At 56.3% G+C, this 25,568-nt stretch carries 23 protein-coding genes and 1 tRNA gene; 9 read left to right on the forward strand and 15 right to left on the reverse strand.

Features of this window, described 5'->3' with window-relative positions:
- Nucleotides 1-2: 2 nt before the first annotated feature.
- From ACR0LL_RS04575 to ACR0LL_RS04585, 3 genes are all read right to left on the reverse strand, one after another.
- A complete protein-coding gene (locus ACR0LL_RS04575) occupies nt 3-515 on the reverse strand; it encodes a TRAP transporter small permease (protein WP_209503870.1) in 513 nt (170 codons plus the stop codon).
- Nucleotides 516-623: 108 nt separating this feature from the next.
- Nucleotides 624-1,769 (reverse strand): TRAP transporter substrate-binding protein, encoded by a 1,146-nt coding sequence (locus tag ACR0LL_RS04580; RefSeq protein ID WP_267366029.1) that lies wholly within the window; start codon nt 1,767-1,769, stop codon nt 624-626.
- Between the two features lie 23 nt (nt 1,770-1,792).
- On the reverse strand, nt 1,793-1,978 hold the full coding sequence (locus ACR0LL_RS04585) for a hypothetical protein (RefSeq protein WP_267366030.1): 186 nt from the start codon (nt 1,976-1,978) through the stop codon (nt 1,793-1,795).
- A gap of 134 nt (nt 1,979-2,112) precedes the next feature.
- Here ACR0LL_RS04585 and ACR0LL_RS04590 point away from each other — a divergent pair, with 134 nt between their 5' ends.
- The 3 genes from ACR0LL_RS04590 (at nt 2,113) to ACR0LL_RS04600 (ending at nt 6,391) form a co-directional block, all read left to right on the forward strand.
- Nucleotides 2,113-3,135, forward strand: a complete 1,023-nt coding sequence (locus ACR0LL_RS04590) for a LacI family DNA-binding transcriptional regulator (protein ID WP_480584311.1) — start codon at nt 2,113-2,115, stop codon at nt 3,133-3,135.
- Nucleotides 3,136-3,505: 370 nt separating this feature from the next.
- Nucleotides 3,506-4,726 (forward strand): APC family permease, encoded by a 1,221-nt coding sequence (locus ACR0LL_RS04595; RefSeq protein WP_480584313.1) that lies wholly within the window; start codon nt 3,506-3,508, stop codon nt 4,724-4,726.
- A 48-nt stretch (nt 4,727-4,774) separates the two neighbouring features.
- Entirely contained in the window at nt 4,775-6,391 is a 1,617-nt protein-coding gene (locus ACR0LL_RS04600) for an MFS transporter (protein ID WP_480584315.1), read from the forward strand.
- Here the strand turns inward: ACR0LL_RS04600 and ACR0LL_RS04605 are convergent, their stop codons facing one another.
- From ACR0LL_RS04605 to ACR0LL_RS04635, 7 genes are all read right to left on the reverse strand, one after another.
- On the reverse strand, nt 6,392-7,984 hold the full coding sequence (locus ACR0LL_RS04605) for a trypsin-like peptidase domain-containing protein (protein WP_480584317.1): 1,593 nt from the start codon (nt 7,982-7,984) through the stop codon (nt 6,392-6,394).
- Between the two features lie 190 nt (nt 7,985-8,174).
- Nucleotides 8,175-8,248 (reverse strand) — tRNA-Gly (locus ACR0LL_RS04610).
- A gap of 69 nt (nt 8,249-8,317) precedes the next feature.
- Complete coding sequence (locus tag ACR0LL_RS04615) at nt 8,318-9,145, reverse strand: polyphosphate kinase 2 family protein (protein WP_480584319.1); 828 nt, start codon at nt 9,143-9,145, stop codon at nt 8,318-8,320.
- A gap of 126 nt (nt 9,146-9,271) precedes the next feature.
- Nucleotides 9,272-10,327: a methyltetrahydrofolate cobalamin methyltransferase gene (locus tag ACR0LL_RS04620; protein ID WP_267365939.1), complete on the reverse strand. Its 1,056-nt coding sequence runs from the start codon at nt 10,325-10,327 to the stop codon at nt 9,272-9,274.
- 9 nt (nt 10,328-10,336) lie between these two features.
- Nucleotides 10,337-11,263 carry a methylenetetrahydrofolate reductase gene (locus tag ACR0LL_RS04625; protein WP_267365938.1) on the reverse strand — a complete coding sequence of 309 codons (927 nt, stop codon included), beginning with the start codon at nt 11,261-11,263 and terminating at the stop codon, nt 10,337-10,339.
- Nucleotides 11,264-11,288: 25 nt separating this feature from the next.
- Nucleotides 11,289-11,585 carry a virulence factor gene (locus ACR0LL_RS04630; RefSeq protein WP_209503861.1) on the reverse strand — a complete coding sequence of 99 codons (297 nt, stop codon included), beginning with the start codon at nt 11,583-11,585 and terminating at the stop codon, nt 11,289-11,291.
- Nucleotides 11,586-11,834: 249 nt separating this feature from the next.
- Complete coding sequence (locus tag ACR0LL_RS04635) at nt 11,835-13,721, reverse strand: PhoX family protein (protein WP_480584321.1); 1,887 nt, start codon at nt 13,719-13,721, stop codon at nt 11,835-11,837.
- Between the two features lie 178 nt (nt 13,722-13,899).
- On the opposite strand from ACR0LL_RS04635, the gene ACR0LL_RS04640 reads away from it, so the two are divergent.
- Both ACR0LL_RS04640 and ACR0LL_RS04645 read left to right on the forward strand, forming a co-directional pair.
- Nucleotides 13,900-15,012: a Ppx/GppA phosphatase family protein gene (locus tag ACR0LL_RS04640; protein ID WP_267365936.1), complete on the forward strand. Its 1,113-nt coding sequence runs from the start codon at nt 13,900-13,902 to the stop codon at nt 15,010-15,012.
- The gene (locus ACR0LL_RS04645) at nt 15,012-15,728 is read left to right on the forward strand and encodes an RlmE family RNA methyltransferase (protein WP_267365935.1); all 717 of its coding nucleotides are present in this window, start codon (nt 15,012-15,014) and stop codon (nt 15,726-15,728) included. Before ACR0LL_RS04640 ends, ACR0LL_RS04645 begins: the two co-directional genes overlap by 1 nt.
- A 2-nt stretch (nt 15,729-15,730) precedes the next feature.
- Here the strand turns inward: ACR0LL_RS04645 and ACR0LL_RS04650 are convergent, their stop codons facing one another.
- The 3 genes from ACR0LL_RS04650 to ACR0LL_RS04660 form a co-directional block, all read right to left on the reverse strand.
- Nucleotides 15,731-15,922, reverse strand: a complete 192-nt coding sequence (locus tag ACR0LL_RS04650) for a hypothetical protein (RefSeq protein WP_480480831.1) — start codon at nt 15,920-15,922, stop codon at nt 15,731-15,733.
- An 87-nt stretch (nt 15,923-16,009) separates the two neighbouring features.
- The gene (locus ACR0LL_RS04655; RefSeq protein ID WP_480584323.1) at nt 16,010-17,911 is read right to left on the reverse strand and encodes a cytochrome c3 family protein; all 1,902 of its coding nucleotides are present in this window, start codon (nt 17,909-17,911) and stop codon (nt 16,010-16,012) included.
- Nucleotides 17,908-18,774 carry a YihY/virulence factor BrkB family protein gene (locus ACR0LL_RS04660; RefSeq protein ID WP_480584325.1) on the reverse strand — a complete coding sequence of 289 codons (867 nt, stop codon included), beginning with the start codon at nt 18,772-18,774 and terminating at the stop codon, nt 17,908-17,910. The genes ACR0LL_RS04655 and ACR0LL_RS04660 overlap by 4 nt, the downstream gene beginning before the upstream one ends.
- A 171-nt stretch (nt 18,775-18,945) precedes the next feature.
- Here ACR0LL_RS04660 and ACR0LL_RS04665 point away from each other — a divergent pair, with 171 nt between their 5' ends.
- A complete protein-coding gene (locus ACR0LL_RS04665; protein ID WP_480480827.1) occupies nt 18,946-20,034 on the forward strand; it encodes an AI-2E family transporter in 1,089 nt (362 codons plus the stop codon).
- A 99-nt stretch (nt 20,035-20,133) separates the two neighbouring features.
- Here ACR0LL_RS04665 and ACR0LL_RS04670 read toward each other — a convergent pair whose 3' ends face one another.
- Nucleotides 20,134-20,802, reverse strand: a complete 669-nt coding sequence (locus ACR0LL_RS04670) for a Crp/Fnr family transcriptional regulator (protein ID WP_480584327.1) — start codon at nt 20,800-20,802, stop codon at nt 20,134-20,136.
- 205 nt (nt 20,803-21,007) lie between these two features.
- On the opposite strand from ACR0LL_RS04670, the gene ACR0LL_RS04675 reads away from it, so the two are divergent.
- The 3 genes from ACR0LL_RS04675 to cls all read left to right on the forward strand — a co-directional run bounded on the left by ACR0LL_RS04675 (nt 21,008) and on the right by cls (nt 25,130).
- Nucleotides 21,008-22,627 carry an arylsulfatase gene (locus ACR0LL_RS04675; protein ID WP_480584329.1) on the forward strand — a complete coding sequence of 540 codons (1,620 nt, stop codon included), beginning with the start codon at nt 21,008-21,010 and terminating at the stop codon, nt 22,625-22,627.
- Between the two features lie 94 nt (nt 22,628-22,721).
- On the forward strand, nt 22,722-23,693 hold the full coding sequence (locus ACR0LL_RS04680) for an HAD family hydrolase (RefSeq protein WP_480584331.1): 972 nt from the start codon (nt 22,722-22,724) through the stop codon (nt 23,691-23,693).
- Nucleotides 23,694-23,717: 24 nt separating this feature from the next.
- Nucleotides 23,718-25,130 carry a cardiolipin synthase gene (gene cls / locus ACR0LL_RS04685; RefSeq protein ID WP_480584333.1) on the forward strand — a complete coding sequence of 471 codons (1,413 nt, stop codon included), beginning with the start codon at nt 23,718-23,720 and terminating at the stop codon, nt 25,128-25,130.
- On the opposite strand, the gene ACR0LL_RS04690 is transcribed toward cls, so the two are convergent.
- Nucleotides 25,127-25,561, reverse strand: a complete 435-nt coding sequence (locus ACR0LL_RS04690; protein WP_267366422.1) for an ion channel — start codon at nt 25,559-25,561, stop codon at nt 25,127-25,129. The two genes, cls and ACR0LL_RS04690, sit on opposite strands and share 4 nt — an antisense overlap.
- Nucleotides 25,562-25,568: the final 7 nt, after the last annotated feature.

The raw sequence follows: 25,568 nt of genomic DNA on the forward strand, positions 1-25,568 counted from the left end.
CCTCAGTCAAACAGTTTGTCGCCTTCGAAGACGGGCGTGCCGTCGCGAAGGCATTTCAGATCGCGCAACAGGGATTGGATCAGCCGCCAGATCATCAGGGCAAACCCGGTCGGCACGGCCATCAGGAACCAAACCTTGGAAATCCGCAATCCGTCCGTAACGGAACCAAACTTGGCTGAAACGTGCACGGCTTCATACGACCAATAGAGTGCGATGATCGCCACCAGGAACATCACCAGATCGCCGAAGATATAAAGCAGTGCCTTGGGGCGCGGCCCGACATAGTGCATGATCACATCGATCCGGATATGAGCGCGCTCTTTCACCGCGGCAGCAGCACCGATCCAAGCCAGATAGATAAAGGAATACCGCACGATTTCCTCGCCCCAGATCGAGGAATAGGCGAATATCTCGCGCCGCAGCACCTCGATGGCCATGGTGATCACCAGCATCACGTAGAACACCAGCAGCAACCAGCGTTCGGCGTTTCGGTCAATGTTCTGAAGAACGGTCATCTGATCCTCCGGCGATGGGACAGCCCAGTCCGTACCTGCCTTGACCGGCCACTGTCGGCCGCGCGGTACAAGAATCGTGGACGCCGACAGGCGCCCACGGGTTTCACCTTAGGCGTCGTGGACGTAGTATTTGCCCTGCGTACCGGCCGCTTCGACCAGCTTCTCAAAGTTGTCCATCGAACCGGCCAGTTCCGTCTTGAAAGGATCCCATTCCGAACGCTGATACCCACCGGCATCCTGCCATTCCGCCAGCTGATCATCGCTGAGTGAGTGGAATTCAACACCTGCCTTGTTTAGCTCGGACATGGCGTAAGCACGCGCCGACGGAACCTTGGACAGGTTCTGATGGCCAGTCATCTCGGCACCCCACATAATGCCTTCCTGCACGTCAGCAGGCATCGAGTTGAACCACTCCAGATTACAGGAATAAACCTGACTGTCCGGAACGGCCTGCGTGAAGGTCACATGGCTGAGGATATCCTTGAAACCAAAGACATACAGTGCTCCAACTGACGGGTCGAGCGCGTCGGCAACACCCTGCTTGATCGCCGAAGGTGTTTCACCCCATGCCACAGGCGTCGGGTTGGCACCAACCATGCGATAGTATTGTTGCAGCATCTTCGAACCGGGAACGCGGAACTTGATCCCGCCCATGTCCCCCGGTGTTATGACCGCATTGCCACCCTGCCGGACTGCGACAACACGCGGATCGATATTCACGTAGAACAGGGCCTTGAAGCCTGCCGCCTCGACCTTGGGGTGGACTTCGCTTTTCCACGTGTCCGAATGGACAAGGTTGGTGAAGCGCTGGTTCGACCCGCACAGATACGGCATGTTGATCAGGTCGACCGTGGACGCAAAAGGCGCAAAATTCGACAGCGAGTGCTGCGCGGCCTGAATGGTTCCACCCTGTACTTTCTGCACCAGCGCACCGCCCGCGCCAAGCTGACCACCGGGGGCCAATTTGACATAGACCTTGCCGTTGGTAGCATTCTGGATGTTTTCCTTCAGATCCAGCTGCATGATCGGATAGCTGCGCGACGCACCCAGCACATAGGCTGTGGCCACCGTCATAACGTGGTCTGCGGCCTTTTCGCGCTCACTCTCTTCTTTTGCGGTTTGCGCGGCAGCCTCGGAAGACCACAAAACACCCCCTGCCCCGGCAACCAATGCGGCCGTGAACGCGCCACTCGCGCTCAGCTTCAGAAAGTTGCGACGTTCTGTTGACGCCAGTTCAATCTCGTCGTTGTTCATGAATTGCCCTCCCAAGCAAAAGTTCAGCTGCCGTCTGTTGCGTTTCGGTCAGCTTCCTTTTTCAGAATCGCGACAACGAACAAAATCGACGCCGCGAACAGAACCAACATCTCTCCTACGTCACCAAGAAACGCGCGGCCTGCAAAAGCACCCAAAGCAACGTTGGCGAAATAGATCGCGAAAACGACGACAGATGCAGCAAGGACCATTTCCGGGACTCCCGTTCAGAATCGGCTCAACACCTTTGTAAGCGCTTACATCAATATTGCAAGCGCTTACATTGGTGCTTTCATCATTTGAAAAATGCGATTAACTTAAGCCAACTGGAATTGAGAGTTCGAGAATGTCAAAACATCGGTCTGCTCCGACACTGGATGACGTTGCCAAGGCCGCGGGTGTTTCGACCGCGACAGTGTCCCGGTGTCTGAACAACCCGCAACAAGTTGTTGAAGCAACGCGCAAGCGTGTCCTGTCGACGGTCGAGGAATTGGGGTACACGCCAAATTTCGCGGCCCGCGTGATGGCGGCCAAGCGGTCATTTACCATTGGCGCCATCATCCCCACCATGGAAAACGCGATATTCGCAAGGGGGTTGCAGGCGTTTCAGGAAGAGATACATCAGCGTGGTTACACGCTGCTGGTCTCCAGTTCAGCCTATGAGCCCGAAGCGGAAAAGGATCAGATCCGAACCCTGGTCGCACGGGGTGCGGATGGGCTGTTATTGATTGGTCATGACAGGGACGCAGATATTTATGATTACCTGGACAGACGGAAAGTGCCCGCGCTGGTTGCCTGGTCCTTTCTGCCGGACAAACCTGTGCCGTCCGTTGGGTTCGACAACTGCAAAGCCATGAAAGCGCTGGCAGACCAGATCATCAGACAGGGACATTCACGTCTTGCGACGATATCGGGTATCAGTTCGGGCAATGACCGGGCGCGGCTCAGGATCGCAGGGATAAAAAGCGCCATGGCCGAGCACGGCCTGCAGCCGGATGACCTAATGGTGATCGAAACCACGTATGAATTCGAAAATGGCGCGACGGCATTCAGGGATCTCATGGCGACTGACATGCCGCCGACCGCAGTTTTGTGCGGAAACGATGTTCTGGCAGTCGGCGCATTGAGGCAGGCGCAGAAAATGGGGCTCCGAGTGCCCGAAGACGTGTCGATTACAGGCTTTGACGACATCGAAATCGCGCGCATTGTCAGCCCTGCCCTGACAACGGTTCACGTGCCCCACCGTGAAATGGGTCAAAAAGCTGCGCAGGAGTTGATACGAATGATCGAAACGAACTCTGCGGGCCAGTCTTTGGAGCTTTTGACCCATTTGGTCACCCGAGACTCCTTGCTTGACCGCATTCCTTAAGGCTCAGAAAGTTCGGCGGTTCATTGCGTGTAAAAGGCGCACCGGTCTACGATTCAGTGTGACGATCCGCTTTCATTGACCTGAATCAAAGCACGCAAAGTGACCACATAGTGAAGTACGAATATATCAACGGGCCCGACGCTCACCTGCCTGACCCCAAGCAAATTTACCGGTGATCAGTACTTCAACGGCGCGAAGGTTTCACTCCACGGGCGCGGCAAATGCGAGGCGCGCTCTTCTGCCGACTACCCTCTGGCTCCTCGGAACCTAACGCACGCCAGCCACTGCATATGATCGAGGCAACTAACCAAGTACAGAAACGTCGAAGCCATTTTAAGACACGCGGAGCGAAGCAATTGGCGGATAGATGATGTCCATCGTTGACCAAAAGACACCAAAGCTGCGGCGGGCGCTGACGACCCCGCTGCTCACGCTCTATGGGCTTGGAGTTACCGTTGGAGCCGGAATTTACGTGCTTGTTGGTGCGACGGCCGGGATTGCGGGCCCGTATGCCGCTGTTTCGTTCCTAATTGCTGCGCTTGTTGTTGCGCTGACTGCCCTGTCTTACGCAGAATTGGCAACCCGATATCCTGTGAGTGCGGGTGAAGCCGCTTATGTCGAAGCAGGGTTTCAGAAAAGCTGGATGGCCGTTCTGGTCGGTCTCGCGGTGGCCGCCTCGGGCATCATCTCGGCCTCGGCCGTGGCTATCGGGGCCGCGTCGTACCTTCAAACGCTTACAGGCTTAGGCATTTCAAGTCTGACAATCGGTGTTGTTCTGGTCATGGGGCTGATCGCCCTATGGGGGATCACGCAGTCGGTAATGGTGGCGGCGGTCATTACCATCATAGAAATCAGCGGGCTACTTGTCGTTATTAGTTGGGGCCTGTCCCTTCCAGACCCTCAGGGCTATGCCCTCACCCAGATGGTTCCCGGGCTGGACCCAAACGCTTGGAGAGGGATTTTTGCCGCTTCGCTTCTGGCGTTTTTCGCCTTTGTCGGTTTCGAGGACATGGCGAATGTCGCTGAAGAAGTTAAAGACCCCGCCGGAACAATCCCGAAAGCGATCCTGTTGACGCTTATTCTGGCCACGGTCTTGTATCTTGGCACGTCCATGACTGTTCTGTATGTGGTGCCGATCAATGTCCTTTCGACGTCCGCCGCTCCGCTGGCCCTGATTTTTACGGACGCGCCCGAGGTTATCCAGCAGGGGTTTTCGGCCATTGCCATCGTAGCCACGATCAATGGTGTTCTGATCCAGATGATCATGGCATCCCGCGTGATTTACGGGCTCGCGGATCGGGATCATTTGCCTAAGTTTCTGGCTACGGTATCTCAGGTCACTCAGACGCCAACGGTAGCGACAATCATGGTCACGGCGATAATCCTGTTGCTGACCCAAACGATTCCAATCGCCATTCTAGCCGAGCGCACGTCGCAAATTGTTCTGGGGGTCTTTGTGCTGGTCAATCTTTCACTGATCCTTTTGAAGACCCGGGCTGAATTCGAAGAACCGCAGTTCCGCGTGCCACTTGTTGTTCCCCTCTTTGGGGTGGTGACCAGTTTGTTGCTTTTTGCGTCCGCGTTTCTGTAAGCCTGTATCATTGGGTCAAGGAAATCCTGCGATGCGATTTACGTGAACATGACCACTGACCAACCTTCTACAGGAGCGCAGCTTTCTGCATGGTGGCATAGAACCTTTGTTGATCTGGCGCGACAGATGCGATGGTCCTACCTGCCACCGCTCATGGTCTACTTTGCCGCCGGGGTTTCTGGCCTGACATCGGTCGTCGGCGCTTTTTTTCTTAAGGACTATCTTAACCTATCCGCTTCCTTTGTAGCCGGTTTGGCGTTTTGGGCCGGGCTTCCCTGGATCTTGAAAATGCCACTGGGTCATATCGTTGATCTGTTTTGGCGGTGGAAGTCATTGCTGATCCTATTGGGGGCAACCCTAATCACCTTGTCCCTGCTCACCATGTACGGGCTTGTAGCCTTTCCCGGACATATGGCTGATGTCATGCCGCTGGAACACTGGTATATCATTGCCCTGCTCTTGGCGCCTTCCGGCTATGCCATTCAGGATGTCGTCGCCGACGCGATGACGGTCGAGGCCGTTCCAAAGATCAACCCTGACGGGCAGCCGTTTTCGCCCGAGGAAACCCGTGCGCAGCATACAACAATGCAAACACTGGGCAGGATCGCCATTTTCTCGGGATTCGCAGCCGTAGCCGCGGTCAATATCTGGGTGTTCTCGGGAACCGAGGGCATGCAGAAATCAGACCGCCTTGCATTGTATGGCAACGTCTATCTGATCGCGCTTGTCATTCCCCTGTTGTCCGTCAGCGGTGTGGTTTTGCACGGTTTGATACAGCGTCAACGTCTTCGCCTAAGTCATCCCCCGCATACCCCTGACGAAACCACCGAGGTCAAATGGCCAATCCTGCTGGGCGGTCTCGCCTTTGTTGTACTGAGTATCGTGTTGGGAACATCGAATTTCCAACTCGCCCAGGAAACTATTTTTGTAGTCTCACTGAGTGTGATCTTGTACCTGATGTCGCGCTTGGTGAAGGAACTGAACCCAAATCAGGCAAAGGCTCTGATTGGTACGGCGATAATCATTTTCGTGTTTCGTGCAGTTCCCTTGCCCGGGCCGGGGCTGACCTGGTTCGAAATCGACGAGTTGGGGTTTGACGAGCAGTTCCTGGCAATCCTGGCGCTTCTGACGTCCCTGCTCGCACTGGTCGGGCTCATCGTCCTGAGACCGTTTATGGCCAACCGCTCGATTGCGCAGGTCGTTATCATTCTGACCATCGCGTCGGGGGTCCTCGCCCTGCCCAACCTTGCGCTGTATTACGGCGTGCATGAATGGACATCTGCGCATACCGGCGGGATCGTAGACGCAAGGTTCATTGCAATCCTCGACACCGCAGTTGAATCTCCGCTGGGTCAAATCGCGATGGTTCCGATGCTGGCCTGGATCGCACGTAATGCTCCTGTGCATCTGAAGGCAACTTTCTTTGCCGTCATGGCGTCATTCACCAACATGGCCTTGTCGGCCAGCAGTTTGGCAACGAAATACATGAACCAGATTTTCGTGGTGTCGCGCGCGGTAACCAACCCGGAAACCGGTGTCGTCACATCGATTGCCGATTACGGCCAACTTGGACACCTGTTGATCGCCGTGGCCCTGATTTCTGTGATCGTTCCGTTGACGGTCGTATTCTTTGTTCAAAAATCGCCTTTCCAGACCAGTGATTGATCACTGGCTGACAGTTTCATTCAGCAAGGTTTTCAGGTGCAAAACCGGAACCCCGATGTTTGAACCCCCGAACTCTGGCAGGATCGCGGCGTTAATCGCGACCACCTCTCCCTTGCGGTTCAGGGCCGGCCCTCCGCTTCCTCCTGACGTTGTTTCTGCGTCGTAAACGACTGCACCCGGGCTTGTCTGCGCCACGATTCCTCGGCTGGCGAGAGGTTGAACCTGGTTTTGCGCAGATAACCGTGCGGCGATCGTCCAGAAATTGACGGACCCGTCTTTCTCGAGCGTTTTCAGAAATTCCGGCCCCGCCTGCGCAATTAACGCTTTCAGGCCAGTAGGATACCCCAGAAGAAAGACTTCGTCACCGCTGCGAGGAAGGTCATCGGCCAGTCGTAATCCCAGCCCTTCGACACGGCTTGGATCAACCGACAAAAGCGCCAGATCAGCGGTTTCACTGAACCGGTCTAAAGTGGCCTCGATCGGGTCGGCCTGACCTGGCAGATAGGCCAGCAACCGCAGCATCTCGGCCTCAAGACCTGCGTTTTTCAGTGCCTGAGCCTTGTCGCCGGATGTCCAGGGCAAGGCAACGTGGCGGTTGGTGGCCAACCGCGGTGTACCCTCCAGCAGAAATCCGGTGCCTGTGAACTGGAACTCTGCGGGCTCACCTGTTGCCTCCGGTTCGATCCAGGGTTGACCGAAGGGTGTTTGCAACTTCTCTCCGTTTGGCCCCAACACATGGCGCAGCAGTTTACCGCTTTCGATATGACGTAATCCGTAGGCGCCCTGAATGAAAGCCACGGATTGAGTAGAGGCGGTGATAACCCGCGTGGACGCCCCCGCGCGCTGTTCAAGGGTACCCAACCGCTGCTCAGTTGATATCAGTTGGTTCTGAAAGGCATCCCTCAACGCCACAAGGTCTTCTGGGGTCAGCACATCTTCCCGCGTCTGGCTAAGCATGGCCGACACCGCTTCGATCTTGTGGGCTTCCTGTTGCAGGCTGTCGGCCAGTCTACGGTCGTTTTGATAAAGCAGGAACAGCAGACCTGCGATCAGCGCAATCGCTGCAACCACCGTAATCCTGAAGAACATAGTGGTTTGAGAAACAAGCCTTCGCCCACTCTCACGCAGCGCACCCGACATTCTTTGGGCAAAGGGTCGGCGACTTGACCGCGCATAAGCATAGGCGTCACTTAGGATATCCTCGACCGTGTGACGAATGGGAAACCTCTGAGTACAAATGCGGTATCGGGAGATCGGGCCCAATTCGCCAAACTCGATCATGTCGCCGTGTTTCAGCGTTGCCGACACAATCTTGTGGCCATTGACCCAGATGTCTTGCCCCGCCAGCGCGTTGAGCACATAGCCCCCCTCGGACCACTGAAGCGTTGCGATATCTTCGTCATGGGGCGGTGTGTTGTCTTTCAGGCGCAGACCTAGCGCACGGCCTTCGCCAACAGAAACAGTCAATGCGCTGTCAACAAGCCAGGAAACCGTTCCACGGGACGGGCCGGTCAGGCTCTCCAGAAAGGCATGAACATCACCTGCGCAAGGCTCTTGGGGTGTACTCGTGCCGGTCTGATCAATTTCCCGCATAGTTGGGCTCTGCTCAACAGTGATGGGGTCACTCTATCATAAGACGCCCGGAATCCTACCAATCGCGAGGGGGATGCCCAAAACCGGAAATATCTACAGGCACAAGTCAATTTGGTGGAACGTCCCGAAACGACCCCAATTCCTGCCGGAGCAGGCCTTCACCGGAAATCGCCGTCTGACCTAAGAGTTCTGGAGCGGGTAGCGGGAATCGAACCCGCGCGTTCAGCTTGGGAAGCTGACAGGCTACCATTACATCATACCCGCCGCACCCCTGAGATATAACCAGAGTTCCCTGACACGCAAGCCGGATCGTTTCAGGTTGCCCGGAAAAAGTCACTCGGTCCGCGCACGAAGACTGTCGATCAGCGAGTCATCTACATCCAAAGCCTGGATGGCCGCCTCAAGCGTGCGGCTGTCCAGATGTTGCGGGTTCAGATCGACCCCGGCTGAAAACGCTTTGACAATGGCTTTCATGGCGCTGATGCGCGCGTATCTTTTGTTATTGGCCGGTATCACGTGCCACGGTGCCAGATCGGTCGACGTCCGGGCCAGCATTTCATCCACGGCGATCTCGGTAACATCCCATTTCTCGCGATTCCTGAAATCTTCGTATGTCAATTTCCAGCGCTTCAGCGGGTTTCTCAGCCGTTCAGTAAACCGCTGCATCTGTTCATCTTCAGAGATGTGGAAGAATAGCTTGACGATCCGGGCACCATCGTCGACCAGCATGCGTTCGAAATCATTGATTTCCTGATAAGCAGCGCGCCAGCGTATTTCCGGGGTCAGGTTCTCGATCCTCTCGACCAACACGCGCCCGTACCAGCTGCGGTCGAATGCGGATATCGCTCCGGACGGTGGCAAACGTTCCCAAAACCGCAGCAGGTAATGCCGGTTGAGGTAGTAGCTCCGGGGCGCCCCAATTGGCCAGACCTTAAAGCTGCGCGGGTCCAGAGCCTGGCTGATCCTGCGAATGGTTCCCCCCTTGCCTGCCGCATCCCAACCCTCGAACACCAGCACACCCTTGAGCCCGTGAAACAGATACGCTTGTTGAATCCTGGCCAGCTTGGCCTGAAGATCAATCAGTTGCTCGAAATACTCCTTTTTGCTCAACCGCTTGGTCAGATCCGCTTCTGAGAGTTTCGGGGGGTGATGTTTACGCATGGTGCCACCTGATCGTTGCGTCCCGGATCAGGATATCCTGAACCCTTGCGCAAAATCGACATTGATCAGGGTCAAACGAAAAAGGCCGGGCACAGTGCCCGGCCTTAGCTGTCTTTGTTGATGCAATCAGGCGCGGCGACGACGGCCACCGCCGCGACGACCACCGGCTGCGCCACCGGCCTCGTCAGGTGATTTGTTGAACCTGATCCACTCCCCACCATGCGGGTCGTTGTTGGTCAGCAGGTTGGCGGCGCGGATGGCCTCCATCTCCTTACCGGCGCGCGGCTTGGTGGAGCCCAGGCCGAACATCTGAACGAACGTCTCGTCATCCATGCCTTCGGGCAGGATGATGCCAGCTGCGGCAACGGCTTCTTTTTTCTCGGCGATTTTTGCCTGCGTCACCGGCAGAGCCACCGGGTTCATGATCGCCGAGGTCATGCCGGCACCCATTGCCATCGGCAGGAAGGCATTGTTGATGCCGTGGCGGTTCGGCAGACCGAACGAGATGTTGGACGCGCCACAGGTGGTGTTAACGCCCAGCTCCTCGCGCAGGCGACGGACCAGAGCAAACACCTGCTGACCGGCAGTTGCCATCGCACCGATCGGCATGACCAGCGGATCAACAACGATGTCGTGCGCAGGGATGCCGAAATCAGCGGCACGTTCAACGATCTTTTTGGCCACTTCGAAACGGACATCGGGGTCTTCCGAGATGCCTGTGTCGTCGTTCGAGATTGCCACAACAGGAACATTGTATTTTTTGACCAGCGGCAGAACCAGTTCCAGACGCTCTTCCTCACCTGTGACCGAGTTCAGCAGCGGGCGACCTTCCGCCGCCTCAAGACCCGCTTCCAGAGCACCGGGAACCGACGAGTCGATACACAGCGGAACTTCAACCAGACCCTGCACCAGCTCAACGATCTTGCGCATAAGCGGCGGTTCGGTCTCGTTCGGGTTTGGGTTCGAGTTGTAGACGACGCCCGCATTGATATCCAGAACGGTTGCGCCCGCCATCACCTGTGCCAGCGCATCTTTCTCGACGGTCGAGAAATCGCCTGCTTCCAGTTCGGCCGCCAGCTTTTTCCGACCGGTCGGGTTGATCCGCTCGCCGATCACGCAGAACGGTTCGTCAAAGCCCAGAACGGCGGTTTTTGTTTTTGATTCTACGACAGTACGGGTCATGTCCGTTCCTTAGGAGTTTGCAGGCTGCGCCGAGGCGCCGCCATTATTGATCGCCCAGTTGGCGTTGGTTTTGATCCCGCCCAGCGGGAAGAAGTGCACGTTGGTGATGTTGAAATCCGGGTTGGCCGCCTTGTGGTTGGCCAATTCAGTCACAACATCATTCGGCTCATAGGGCAGCAGAAGCTTCGACACATCCATGGCGCGCTTTTGCAGAACTTTCAGCGACGGGCCGACGCCGCAGGCAATTGCGAACTTGATCAGGGTCTGCAGTTTGGCCGGACCGGCGATACCGATGTGGATGGGCAGGTCGATACCCGCCTCTTTCAGACTATCTGCCCAGGCGATGATCGGTTTGGCATCGAAGGCAAACTGGGTTGCCAGCGCCATCTCGGCATCCGTGGTCTCGTTGAATTTCTGTTTCCAGCGCAGGGCGTCATCGACATTCTTGGTGGACCCATCGGGATCGATGTCCTTGTTTCCCTCGGGGTGACCGGCAACATGAAGACGTTTGAACCCTGCCTTGTCGAACAGACCGGTTTCCATCAGCTGCATGGAACTGTCGAAATCGCCATGCGGCTTTGTCACGCCACCGGCCAGCAACAGCGCCTGCTCGACGCCCGCCTCACCCTGGTACATCGAGATCCAGTTTTCCAACGTCGCCGCATCCTTGATGATCCGCGCCGGGAAGTGGGGCATGACAGGATAGCCTTCGGCTGCAATCCGCTTGGCTGTCTTGACCATATCTTCAATCGGGGTGCCTTCGATATGGGCAATGTAGACGCGTGTGCCTTCGGGCAGCAGCGCGCGGAAATCCTCGACCTTTTCGGCGGTCCGCGGCATAACCTCGATCGAATAGCCTTGCAGGAAGGCTTCGACGGTCGGGTTCACAGGGCTGTTTTCGACCACATCACGTTTCTTGAAGTTCAGCAAAGCCATTGAGGCCTCCCATTAAGATCCGGGCTTATGCCCAACCGTCATTTGCGATCAGCGCTTTAATGCGGTCCTGATCGTATTCCTTTTCCAGACGCAGGGCCTCGGCCTCGGCTACTTCTGCCGGGTCGCCATCAACCGCAAAAGGCTCGGCCTTGCGCCATTCGGCCAGATAGGCATCACTGTCCTTGGCGTTTACCTTCATGGCGGCGCGGTCGATGGCTTGCTCGAACCGTTCTTCCAATTGCCGCTTCGCGCCGCGACGGCCTTTGCCGACGATGACCTGAGCGGGAATGTCGCGCCAGTACACGATGGTGACGTCAGGCATTACTGTGATTCCTCCTAACCCGATGGGCCGGTTCTAAACTTCAATGTGGGGATGGGTCGGTCGGTTTTCGACACCCGGCGCTTTTCAAGCGACGTTTTCGCCCACGGTGGCGTGGCGGGGTTTTAACCCGTCTCGCGACGAAAACGCATACCAAAATTCTCATTGTCACTATGAGAGCGCTGCATAATGAACAAAAAGCCCCGGACGGCATGACCCGCCCGAGGCTTGATTCAGCACGTCTTGCCAGGGTTAACCGACCAGCCCGCCGTCTTGACGAGTAACCGCAATGATGGCTGAACGTGGAACCGAGTTACCACCGTCGGGCCAGTGGCTGTTGCCGTCTTCACCGGGGTGCTGAATACCAACAAACATGGTGCGGCGATCCGGCGACCAGCTGAGCCCAGTGATCTCACACTCGTTCGGGCCAACCAGAAAACGACGGATTTCACCGGTAACAGGGTCGCCTGCCAGCATCTGGTTATTCCCCTGCCCTTCGAAGTCGCCCTCGTTGCTGTATTTGCCGTCGGTCTGGATCCACAGCAGGCCGTTGCTGTCAAACTTCAGCCCATCGGGTGAGTTGAACATATTGTCGGCGTTGACATTATCCGAGCCGCCATAAGCATCCTGATGCACGGTCGGGTTTCCGGCCAGTACATACAGGTCCCATCCGAACCCCGATGCGCCATGGTCTCCGCCTTCAGGACGCCAGCGCACGATCTGACCGTACTTGTTCGCCTCGCGCGGATTCGGCCCGTTGACCGAAGTGTCGTCGCCACCGGCATTCGGTTTCACACCGCGGTTCTTGTTGTTGGTCAGGCAGCAATAGACCTCGGGCGCGTTCGGATTGGCTGCAACCCATTCCGGGCGATCCATAGTGGTCGCGCCCACGGCCGACGCTGCCTGTCGTGTATGGATGCAGATTTCGGCCTGCGACGTCGTACCAGTTGTTTCGGGGGTCAGGTCCAGCCACTCACCAGTCCCGTCGTCGTTGAACTTTGCAACCGACAACGTACCGTTCTCAAGCAGCGCATTCGTATCCACACCAGCGGCATAAACACCTTCCGAGACGAAGCGATACAGGAACTCACCCCGTTCATCATCGCCCATGTAGACAACGACACGACCGTCGTTGTTCACAATGGTCTCGGCGTTTTCATGCTTGAACCGACCAAGCGCGGTCAGCTTGCGAGGGGTCGAGGCCGGATCGGTTGGGTCGATTTCGACAACATAGCCTGCGCGGTTCGGCTCATTAGGGTTTTTCGAGACATCGAAACGCTCGTCAATTCCGGCCCATCCGTATCCCCAGTCCTTGGTCGAAACGCCATAGCGCTGAAGTTCGGCGCTGACTTCATGGTTTTCGTCTTCAGCCGAGAAGTAGCCGTTGAAATTCTCTTCACAGGCCAAATACGTCCCCCATGGGGTCATGCCGTTGCCACAGTTGTTCCAAGTGCCCTTAGAGGTGGTGCCTGTCGGATCAGCGGCAGTTTTCAACAGATCATGGCCCGCGGCAGGGCCCGTCAGTGACATGTCTGTCTGCGGCGTGATGCGGCGGTTATACGGGCTATCCTTGACGATACCCCATTTGCCGTCGGTAGCTGCAATCTCGACCACCGTCACACCATGCGCCATCATGCCCTTGGCAACATCGTCATCCGAGGCGGCCTTGGCGTCCGGGTTGTTTCCCCAAAGGATATCGCGATTGGTGTATTCGTTGTTTACGACCAGCAGAACGTGACCCTCGTGCAGAAACACATCCTGACCGTCGGTGTTATCACCGAATGCACGTTCCTGACTGGCGGCAGTTCCACGGGTGGCCGGATCGAATTCGGGCTCATCAGACCAAAGCGGATCACCCCAGCGCACCATCACCTCGGCCTTGTAGCCCGGCGGCACGATGACGTCGTCGGCAGTTGACGCCGGAATCGCCTCGAACGCAAAGCGATCCGCGGCTGCGCGTACACCAGTCGGAAGCAGCGCCCCACCCAACGCCGTGAAACTTCCCATCGCCAATACGCCGCCCAGAAACCCACGACGTGATAAGGCACGCTCGACGACGCGGTCAAACTCACATTCCTCTGGGCGCGGATTCACCACTTCATCGAATTCGTCAAAGGTCAGGACACGTTCATCTTTCATGGCAGGCTCCGTCTGCGGCTAATTGCGATCAAGAATCCCTCAAACGGGATCAAAGTTCAAATCGCACCTCAGTATGAACGGCGTGTGACATCCAGACTAAATTCGAAATGGAAATCGCTTGCACGTCGGCGATGCGCCGCCTAGGGTCAAGTCAACTCGAAAATCGGAGGGCGTTACGATGGCGCCCAAGCGTCCCAAAGGTGCGGGCGCGTTCCCGCAAGCGGTCGAAAGCCCCGCGCCGGCAAGACCCGATCCGGATGCCCTGTATGCGGCTCTGGATTTGGGAACAAATAGTTGCCGCATGTTGATAGCCCAGCCCAAGGGCAGCGGGTTTCATGTGGTTGACAGCTTCTCCAAGTCCGTGCAGCTGGGCGCGGGTCTGGAACGCACCGGACGTCTGTCGCGGGCGTCGATGGCACGCACCGTTCAGGCGCTGCGAATCTGTCAACAAAAGCTGAAACGGAACAAAGTGAAACGGATGCGTCTGATCGCAACCGAGGCCTGCCGCCGCGCCAAGAATTCCCGCGAATTCATCCGACAGGTCAAACGCGAAACCGGGCTGACGCTTGAAATCATCCAACCCGAAGAAGAAGCCCGTTTGGCGGTGATTTCCTGCGCCCCGCTGGTGTCCACCAAGACCGAACAGCTGTTGGTTGTCGATATTGGCGGCGGTTCGACCGAGCTGGTCTGGATCGACATTTCGTCTGTCCCTCGCCGTGACCGCCCGGCTGCGATCATGCGTTTGCATAACGGATTTCACACGGTCGACAGCCCTTTTCCGGCTGCAAAAGTCGTGGACTGGATCAGCGTGCCGCTGGGTGTTGCCACGTTGCGGGATCAGTTCAATGACGTCGAAAACGACGCCGCGCGGTTTGCGTTAATGAGCTGGTTTTTTGAAGAAAACCTGGCCGATTTCGCACCTTACAAAGATGAACAAACCCGTGAAGGTTTTCAGATCGTCGGCACCAGCGGAACTGTCACTACGGTTGCGGCATCGCATCTGGGGCTCAAGCGGTATGACCGGACCAAAGTTGACGGGCTGCGTATGACCAGTGACCAGATTGACAAAGTGATACGCGGGTATTTAGAACTCGGCCCTCATGGGCGCCGCCGGGATCCTCGGATTGGGGAAGACCGGCAGGCCCTGATCATGTCCGGCTCGGCCATTTTGCAGGCATTGTTGCGCTGTTGGCCCACTGATCGCCTTTCCGTGGCAGATCGGGGGCTGCGCGAGGGCCTGCTTTATGCACAGATGAGCGCGGACGGGGTACTGGAAGACGGACCGTTCTGATGGCGAAGACACCAACTGGCAAAAACAACTCGGGGCGCGGGCAACGTGACCTGAAGGTAAAGGTAAAAACCGCTCGTGGTCGCAAGCTGAGTTCGACCCGCTGGCTCGAACGGCAATTGAACGACCCCTATGTCAAGCGCGCCCAGACCGAAGGATACCGTGGGCGGGCCGCGTATAAGATCATGGAACTTGACGACAAGTTCCGCTTTCTCGTACCCGGAGCACGGGTTGTTGATCTGGGATGCGCACCCGGTGGCTGGTGCCAGGTTGCAGTCAAACGGGTAAACGCGCTTGGTGAAAAATCGGGGAAACGGATCGGAACGGTGCTGGGCATCGACTTGCAGGAAGTGGAACCGGTTGCGGGTGCCGATACCCATGTGCTGGACTTCATGGAGGATGACGCCGACCAGAAGGTCAAGGACTGGCTGGGTGGCAAGGCGGATGTTGTAATGTCGGACATGGCCGCAGCGTCCTCGGGTCACAAGCAAACCGACCATTTGCGGATCATCGCGCTGTGTGAAACTGCGGCCCATTTCGCCTTTGATGTGCTGGAAGAAGGTGGCACATTTGTAGCCAAGGTTCTTGCTGGCGGCGCCGAGGGCGATTTGCAAAAACTTCTGAAGCAGAAATTTCAGAAAGTGGCGCATGTGAAACCGCCCGCATCCCGTTCGGACAGCTCCGAGAAATTCGTTATAGCAACCGGGTTTCGCGGCTGAACTTAATCTTCCAAACGGATACGGTTTCCGGTCAGACGTTGTTCACGCAACGACGTGGCCGCCATACCCTGCAACATCAGAGTATCCCCGTGCGAAACATATACAGGCTCGCGATTGCGCAGCTCTTCAATGCGCTGCGCCAGCGTAGCAGGGTTCGGCCCGGTTGCTTTCTGTCTTGTTGACTCAGTGGACATGCATCACCTCAAAACAACAGTTCTGAAATGCTGTTAGCGTAAAATCTTGCCGTGAAGATGGAACAAATCGGGCAAGCCTGTGCCGGATCAGGGGCCCAGTTGTTGCAACAATTGCAGCAAGGCCGGGTCATCGGGCAACCTGATCAAGGCTTCGCGTAAGGCGATACGTGCGGCTTCCGGGCCGCTGTTGATCTGAGCCAGCTGTACCACCATGGGCCACGCTTCGGCGCGTTGAGGGTCCAGCGCTACAACCTCGCGAAAGGCCCGTTCGGCGGCCGGGGCGTTGCGCAGCGTCAACGCCATGCCCCCCAGAACCAGATGCGTTTCAGGGGCATCCAGCCTGTTCGAGATCGCCGCCTGCCACGCGGCCATCCCCTGCCCGGCCAGACCCTGTTGCTGAGGTGTCAGAGCTTGAGGAGGGATACTCAGATACTCCTTGGCGGCGGCAATGCGAACGTTGCGAAAAGGATCAGACAAAAGGGGCTCTAACCTTTGCGCACGATCCGTTGGGCTCGCCTGACGCTGCAAGGCTGCTGCATTTGCGCGTATAAGCGGATCGTCTTCCTGCAACAGTCGCGCTGTGTGCGCGGCAACTTCGGGCGAGCCGAAGGGTTGCAGCAGATACGCCGCTGTTGCGCGCACGATAGCGGGTTGCGAGGGATTCATTGCGACAGCAATCAAACCCTCTGGCGTTTTCAACTGACCATCGGCAGCAGCTTTGAATACCGTACCAAAATGTGCGCCCCGATTGGCTGTGTCAGGAAACCACCCTTTGATCCGGCTGGCAGCCCAGACCTGATCCTTATTCTGGTGGCAATCAGTGCAGGCATCAGCCCCTAATCCCAAATCTGGTCGCGGCACGCGAAAGCTGTGATCCCGGCGACCGTCCACTCCCATATAAGTGCGTTCGATCATGTGGCAGCTTTTGCACTGGGCACCCGCGCTATCCATAACGTGATGATGGTGACTGGGGGTATCGTATTCCTGTTTCGCTAGCGTCGGGAATTCAGGGTTTGCGGCCGTGGAATGACATTGCGTGCAAATACCGTTGCCTTCGGCCTTCAACTGCGCGCTGTGTGGCTCGTGGCAGTTCATACACCCGACCCCTCGGGCATACATTTTGGATTGCAGGAATGAGCCGTAAACGTAGACCTCATCAAGTATTTGCCCGTCCGGATGATACGAACCGGGCCGCAACACAGCCAGGTTATAGGCATCATGATACGGGGTTCCCGGCAAAGGATTTCCGTTGCCGTGCGCCTCGCGCCGCGAATGACATCCGGCGCATTGCTGGATCTCGGCCTCGGTCTGGCCCTTGCCCCAGCTCATCGAAAAGCCTCTATCACTCAGACCCCCGGCAACGCCCTGCCCTTTGGTCCAATCGATATGTGCCGATCCCGGTCCATGGCAAGCTTCGCAGCCAACTCCAATCTCAGCCTGTCGGGAAGAGTATGTTCTGGATTGCGCGTCGTAGTTCTTTTCAAACCCTGTGGCGTGACACTCGGCGCAGCGCGCGTTCCAGTTCTTGTAAGGACCCGTCCAGTGCAGCCCGTCTTCTGGTGGCAGATCCTGATCGGGGTATAAGTGATACCAGCGCTTCTGCTCGGTATCCCAGATCACATCAAAACTTTGCAACCGCCCCGGTTCGGTTTCAAACAGATATTGTTGCAGAGGCGTAATCCCAACGACGGAATGCACATCATATGCCGTCGTCGCACCGTCTTTTTCAGTTACACGAGCTGTGAACTTGTCTGCCTGTTTAGTAAATTCAACCGTCATCCCGTTCTGCACGAACCGGGTTCCATCGAAATCAGCGACCAGATGGCCGTCGCCAACTTCCGTCCAGGCCAAGGCATGATGAGACGAAGCCCATGCCTCGGCCACGCGTTGATGGCAGTCCGAACATTGATCCGATCCGACATATTCCAGTGACTGCGCCTGCCCTTCACTTGCGAGGGTTAAGCAAGACGCCAGAATGGCAAATCTCATGCCATATCTCCTTCAGTGGCGTTCCGAAGGTCGATCAATGCGCCGTTGTATTCAGCGCCAAGGATCAGCATCGCAGAACACAGATACAGGAAGATCAGCGCAGCCATTGCCCCGGCCAAACCCGCATATGTGGCACTGTAGGTGGCGAACTGGCTGATATAGACTGAAAATGCCCATCCGCCAGCTGCCCACAAAACCAATGTCAGTATGACGCCGGGCAGGATCTGGGTCAGGCTGTGCCTGCGGGTTGGCAGAATTAGATGTGCCAGCAGGACGGTGCCTGCCGGAACGGCCACGGTAAACGTCCACCGCAGGCGATCTACGGACAGCCAGTCCGCTACCGGAGCTTCGGTATGCTCTGCCACCAGTTTCGTGTAGACCGGCAAGACCACCTCGACCGTTGCAATAACAAGGATTGCCGAACCGCCAAGAATAACCAGAACCAGACACAACAGCCGGGTCTTCCAGAAAGGCCAACTGTCCTGATCGTGATAGGCCTGATTCATCGCAGCGCGAACTGCGGCAACCCCGTTGGAGGCAAAGTAGATCGCAAGCAAGCCACCCAGCGTAATCACACCCGACCCTGCCCCGGCCAGAACGGCACGCAATTCGGCCACGATCGGGTCCGCAACATCCTTGGGCCATGCCCCGAACAACAGATCAATCAACTCATCAGTGACATAGTCCTGCGACAATGCCCCGGCCAGCGCCACGGTGAACAACACAAAGGGAAACAGGGCCATCATCAACGACATGGCGACGTGGCTGCTCATGACAGGTCCGTTTTTCCTGACGAACCGGCGAAGTGCCAGCCATAGCGCCTGCAGCGGGCGGCCAAACGGGGGAATCGTGGGCTTTGTCATCCTGCAACCCTAACCTGCCGAAATAAAACTCAGAACCCGTCATCGATATCAAAGTGACAAATGCCGATCTGCAAACGGCTGACTGCATTGCTAAAAACGGATTGCAGGTGCAGGATTGGGTAAAGACGGGCGATCACCAGCCTACGTAAGAACAGATAAACAGGATACTGAATGATCCCGGATCAGGAAGATTTCACGGCTCGCCCCAGGCTAAAACTGTCTGTTGTCCGCGACACCTGCATTATCGCGACGCTGATAGTGCTGGGGCTTTATGCCGGGGCGAACTTCCTGATCCCACTTGCCATGGCGCTGCTGGTCAATGTTCTGATCATTGCGCTGAGCGACCGCGTTACCGCGCTGACCCGTGCTCCGGTCTGGTTGGCCAATATCGCCGGAGTGACCGTGGTTCTGGTGGGATTGTTCATGATCATGTACGTGCTGGGCAGTCAGGCAACGCAGTTTGCTCGGTCCGTCAGCACCTACGAAAACCAGTTCGACGGGGCGGTTGAGCGCATAACCGGTCTTGTCGGCAACGATGTCACCACTTTCATCCGCGACAATCTGGTCAGCATCGACATGACCTATGTCGCACGCCTGTTGCTGGGCAGCGCTACGTCCCTGCTAAACCAGTTCTTTCTGATCAGCCTCTATGTCGCGTTCCTGATGGCCGAGCGTCTGGCCTTTCGCAAGAAAATTCAACTTGCGGCTGGTGACCCCCAAACCGGCGCAGATTTTGCGACCATGCTTGATGCCATATCGATCAGCCTGCAACGATATGTTGGGGTAAAGACACTAATCAGCCTGATCACAGCGGGCATCAGTTATTTTGTATTCAGGGTTCTTGGTTTGGAATATGCGGAAACCTGGGCCGTTTTGACCTTTGCTCTGAACTTCATACCCTCGATCGGGTCGATCATAGCGGTGTTTTTCCCAGCCATGATCGCGCTTGTTCAGTTTGATACGATCGTTCCGTTTCTGATTATCTTATTTGGGTGCGGCACCCTACAATTCCTGATCGGTAACTTCCTTGATCCGGCCATGCTGGGACGTTCGCTGAACATGTCGACATTCCTAGTTATTCTGGCATTGACCTTTTGGACAACAGTCTGGGGCCTGATCGGCGCTTTCCTGAGCGTGCCACTGACGGTCTGCATCCTAATCGTGTTCAGCCACATCCCTGCTTTACGCCCGGTCGCAATCATGATGTCTCTGGACGGCCAATTGGGCGAGGAGGACAGTCAGGCGCGTGCGAAAAACTGAACCACGGCGTGGCGTAGGCTTAAGTTCGTCGGGTGCCGTACACAGCGGCCAGCCTGTCCGCGTATATTGGACCGCATGCCGGTGTCGCTACCCGAAACCTCAGGTCTGACAACTGGCTATCAATGCGCCCCGATCCAGCAGTCGAACCCGGCCATACCCCAATTCTATTAACCCCAAATCCACAAGCCGGTGAAGGTTCCTGTGCAATGTCGGTTGCGATACAGCAATCATCGCCGCCAGTTCGTCTTGGGAAACATCAATCCAGCCCTCGGATTTCGAGGTTCCTTCGTCCAAGTGAAGCAACCTCAGGACCAGCCGCTTTTCCGTTCCCGTCACGGCCAGATTTGCCATGATGCGCAATGCGGTCCGCATATTCTCATGCGTTAACGCATAGAAATCCCGGATGTAGTCAGGATTGTTCTGAATCAACCGCGAGATGCTCAGGTTAGGGAAAAACAAGGCTTGAGTGGCTTGCGTCGTGACAACACTGACCAGACGCAGTGCACCTGCGAACAACGCAAGATCGCCGATCCAGAACCCAGCGCCATCGCGGTGCAAAACGAACTCCTGACCGTCATCCGCAGGGGCCGTTATCTGCACACCACCGCTGAGGATCGCGTAGATTCCATTTGCCGGATCACCGTAGTGGTACAGTGTCTCACCCGCCTCAACCGATTTCAGTATGCCAAGAGCTGCCAAATCGGCTTGAAACTCTGACGAGCGGTCACTGAACCATCCGGTGTTTCGTAATAGCTTCAGATTATTCATTTTGTCTCACATTTGTACTTTGAGATATAATCATATGATGAGTTTCCGACGCAAGAACTGACCTATGCTGAAAACGTTCGATTCCCAGAATCTGATATTTTCGACATGGGAATCAACACATTGCTGCCGTGTTGTTCATGCGTTTGAACGCCGGAGATTTAATTTTCCAAGGGTCACTAAGATCCTCTCAAATCAGGAGCAAACCATGTTACCTCCATGTTCGCTATCCGGCACCTGGCGCAGCAACTTGCGCCGACTTGCCGTGGTAACCGCCACATTGACACTGGCCATACCCGCCTGGGCGCAGGACCAGAAACCGAATATCCTTGTGATCTGGGGCGACGATGTCGGCCAGTCCAACATCTCGGCCTACACGCGGGGTCTGATGGGGTATCAGACACCCAATATCGACCGTATTGCCGAAGAAGGCATGATGTTCACGGATTACTACGGTGAACAGTCGTGCACGGCCGGGCGATCATCTTTCATCATGGGGCAATCCGTTTTCCGTACGGGCCTGTCCAAAGTTGGCCTGCCCGGCGCTGAGGAAGGCATGCAGATCGAAGACCCGACCATTGCGGGCCTTCTGAAAGCAGAAGGCTATGCCACAGGTCAGTTCGGAAAAAACCACCTGGGTGACCGGGACGAACATCTTCCAACAAACCACGGTTTTGACGAGTTTTTTGGCAATCTCTACCATCTCAACGCCGAGGAGGAGCCGGAAAACATCGACTATCCCAATGATGCTAATCTGCCAGATGGCAGAACCTTCCGACAAGCTTTCGGACCGCGCGGTGTAATCAAGTCGACAGCAGGTGGTGAGATCGAGGATACCGGCCCGCTGACCAAGAAGCGTATGGAAACAGTCGACGATGAAACCGCAGCGGCAGCGATTGAATTCATCCGCAAACAAGAGGAAAGCGGCACACCGTGGTTCGTCTGGTGGTCAGGCACCCGGATGCATTTCCGCACGCATGTTTCCGAAGAGAAATGGGCAAAAGCCAATGAAATCGTGGGCAAGCAGGTTGATGAGTATACGGCTGGCATGATCGAACACGACATGCATATCGGTGACTTCCTGACTGCGCTGGACGAGCTGGGCATCGCCGACAAAACCATCGTGTTTTATTCGACCGACAATGGTCCGCACATGAATACGTGGCCAGATGCCGCGATGACACCGTTCTGGGGTGAGAAAAACACCCAATGGGAAGGCGCATGGCGCGTACCTGCCATGGTTCGGTGGCCCGGCAAGATTGCCGAAGGCGCTGTGTCGAACGAGATCGTGCACCATATGGATTGGTTGCCAACATTCCTGGCGGCGGCTGGCAACGAAACCGTGAAAGAAGATCTTCTTGAAGGCGTCACCGTGGCCGAAGTTGGCGGCGGACGTGACTACCGCGTGCATCTGGATGGCTACAACATCTTGCCGTTGCTGACCGGCGAAACAGACGAGAGCCCGCGCAGGGAAATCTTCTATTTCACGGACGATGGTGACCTCGCGGCACTGCGCTTCGGTGATTGGAAGATCACCTTCCTTGAACAGAAGGCATGGGCAACCTTGCGCGCCTGGATGGAGCCTCTGACCCCCCTGCGTGTGCCATTGATCGCCAACTTGCGACGCGACCCATACGAGCGTGGCTATCGCACATCGAACACCTACTATGACTGGATGCTCGACCGTGCATACATGCTGGTGCCTGCACAGGCCTATGTCGCGCAGTTCCTTGAAACCTTCAAGGAATACCCACCCCGACAAGAAGCGGCGAGCTTCAGCCTCGACAAGGTGATGGAGAAGTTGACGTCGCCTCCGGGCGCACCGTGATGCTGGCCGTTTGATCCAAGACACAGCAAAGCCGGAGTCCCGATACCGGGGGCCCGGCACTTCTCATTGTCGGTTAAAAATTGAGGAAAAATTTGTGCGTCTATTTTTGATATTGTGCAGTGCGCTAGGAGCGGCGGTCGCCATCGCCGACCCCTTGCCCTCTTGGAACAATCTAGAATCCAAAGCGGAAATCGTTTCGTTTATTGACGAGGTGACCGACCCTGCCTCAGCTCACTACGTGACGCCCGATGACCGGATCGCCGTATTCGACAATGACGGAACGCTTTGGGCCGAACAGCCCGTGTATTTCCAGTTTGTTTTTGCCATGGACCGACTGGCCGATCTGGCCCAGCGGGACCCGTCGATCCTGGCAACTCCTGCTTTGGAAGCTGCAGCAAAGGGTGATCTAGCGGCCGTTCTTAAAGGCGGGCATGAGGCGCTGATCGAAGTTGTCAACGCATCGCATTCTGGCACCAGCGTCGATGACTTTCAGGCAGGTGTTGCGCAGTGGCTGGAAACCGAACGCCACCCTGGCACCGGCCTGCCCTATGACCAGATGACCTATCAGCCGATGGTCGAGTTGCTGCGTTACTTGCGTGATGAGGGTTTCAAGACCTACATCGTATCCGGCGGCGGCATTCATTTCATGCGCGCCTTTGCCGAGGATGCGTATGGTATCCCACCGGAACAGATATTGGGGAGTTATGCAGACAGCACCTATAAGGTGATCGACGGCAACCCGACGATCATCAAGGCACCGGGGTTAGCCTTCATTGACGACAAGGAAGGCAAGCCGATCAACATCGAACGTACGATTGGCAGACGCCCGATTCTGGCCGCAGGCAACTCGGACGGAGATTTCGCTATGCTGGATTGGACAACGTCGGGTGGTGGCCCGCGTTTGGGAATTCTGATCCATCACACGGACGCCGAACGCGAATGGGCCTATGACCGCGAAAGCCCGATAGGAAAGCTGGCAGACGGGCTGGATCAGGGTCCTGACAAGGGATGGATCATTGTTGATATGGCGCAAGACTGGTCACGCATCTACACTGGGGAAAACTAAACGGCCCGAAAGATGTAAGACCCCATGTGGACAGCGCTGGTATCTATCTTTGTATTCACGTTGTACGTGGCTGCATTTGTGTTTTCGATCCGAGCGGCGCAAACCGCGCGAACACCGCAAGGTGCAGTTGGGTGGGTGGTCTTTCTGGTATCAGCACCTTTCCTGGCGGTGCCGTTGTATCTTTTTCTGGGACACCATCGCTTTCACGGATATCGCATCGCGCGCCAGAAAAGTGAGCGGGTTGTTGAAGGGATCAAAACCTTTGCCGATTACTCAAGGCCCGATCCCTCGTCTATGTCGATCAATCCGCGCCCGTTCGAGTTTCTGGCGCATCTTCCTGTGTCCAGCGGAAACGGTGCCCGGCTGCTGGTTGACGGGCACGCCACATTCAACGCCATTTTCGACGCCATCGACAAGGCGAAGAACTATATCCTCATTCAGTTCTACATCATCAGAGACGACGCACTGGGCCGCAAACTGCAATCCAAGCTGATCGAGGCGACGAAGCGTGGGGTTCACGTCCGTTTCATGACCGATGCAGTCGGCAGTTATGGTTTGCCGCGCGCGTATCTGGATACCATGCGTGAAGCCGGGATTGATGTCGCCGACCCTCGTCAACAACGCGGCCCGAATTTTCGGTTTCAGCTGAATTACCGAAACCACCGCAAAACCGTCATTATCGATGGCGAGACAGGCTTTATCGGTGGCCACAATGTTGGCGAGGAATATCTGGGCAAGCATCCGCATTTCGGCCACTGGCGCGACACTCACATCATGATGTCCGGTCATGTCGTCCGGCAATTGCAGCTTATCTTCACCGAAGACTGGCATTGGGCACATAACGAAGACCTGATTGATGAACTTGACTGGGCGGGCAGTGAATCCGAACAGAACATGAATGCCCTGCTGGTTGCGACCGGGCCCGGAGACGAAACCGAAACTGGCGCCATGATGTTCTTTGCGGCAATCGCCGAGGCAAAAGAACGGTTGTGGATTGCGTCGCCTTACTTCGTACCCGACATCGATGTCATGACAGCCCTGCAACATGCCGCGATGCGCGGTGTGGATGTGCGCATCCTTGTTCCTGACATGATCGACCATCGCCTGCCCTGGCTGGCCGCGTTTGCCTATTTCGATGAAATCCGCGACTGCGGCGTACGCGTGTTCCGCTATACCGGTGGGTTCATGCATCAAAAGGCGTTCGTTGTTGACGAGACGCTGGCCGCTGTTGGAACAACAAACCTCGACAACCGGTCCTTCCGTCTGAACTTCGAAGCAATGGCGCTGTTCTTTGATGCCCGGGCTGCGCAGGCCGTCGACCAGATGCTACAAGAAGATTTCGAATCTAGCTACGAACTGACCCGCAGGTTGCGTCAACAACCGGCCCACATCCGCTTTGGTGCGCCGCTGGCGCGGTTGTTTGCACCGATCCTTTAGGAAAAGAACTTCTCCTGAAAAACGCGTGTCATCAGTGCGACCAGATACGCGGTCGACAATCCAAACGCCAACAGCCCGGTGACCGAGGCAAACGAGCCGAAGATGCGCAGCCCTTCACCCAAAACGATGTCGCCGTATCCGAGCGTCGTAAACGTCACCAAAGAGAAATAGATGGCCGAGTTCCAGTCCGGCAGCACATTCAGCAATACCCAGACGATAGCCCAGATCCAGACCTGAATGGTATGCGTCGCGATAATGAACCCCAGGGCAACAGAAATCGGCCCTGCGGTTGCCACAAACACCCCGCGTGTGACCCATTTTTTGTCCATCTTGATAATGAATATCGTGCACCAGGTCAGAAAGAGAATCTCGATCAGGATGCAAATACCCAGAAAGGTACTGCCCCAAACGATCTGATGCAGCAACGTCATGTATTCT

The sequence above is a fragment of the Ruegeria sp. AI2 genome (assembly GCF_056541275.1).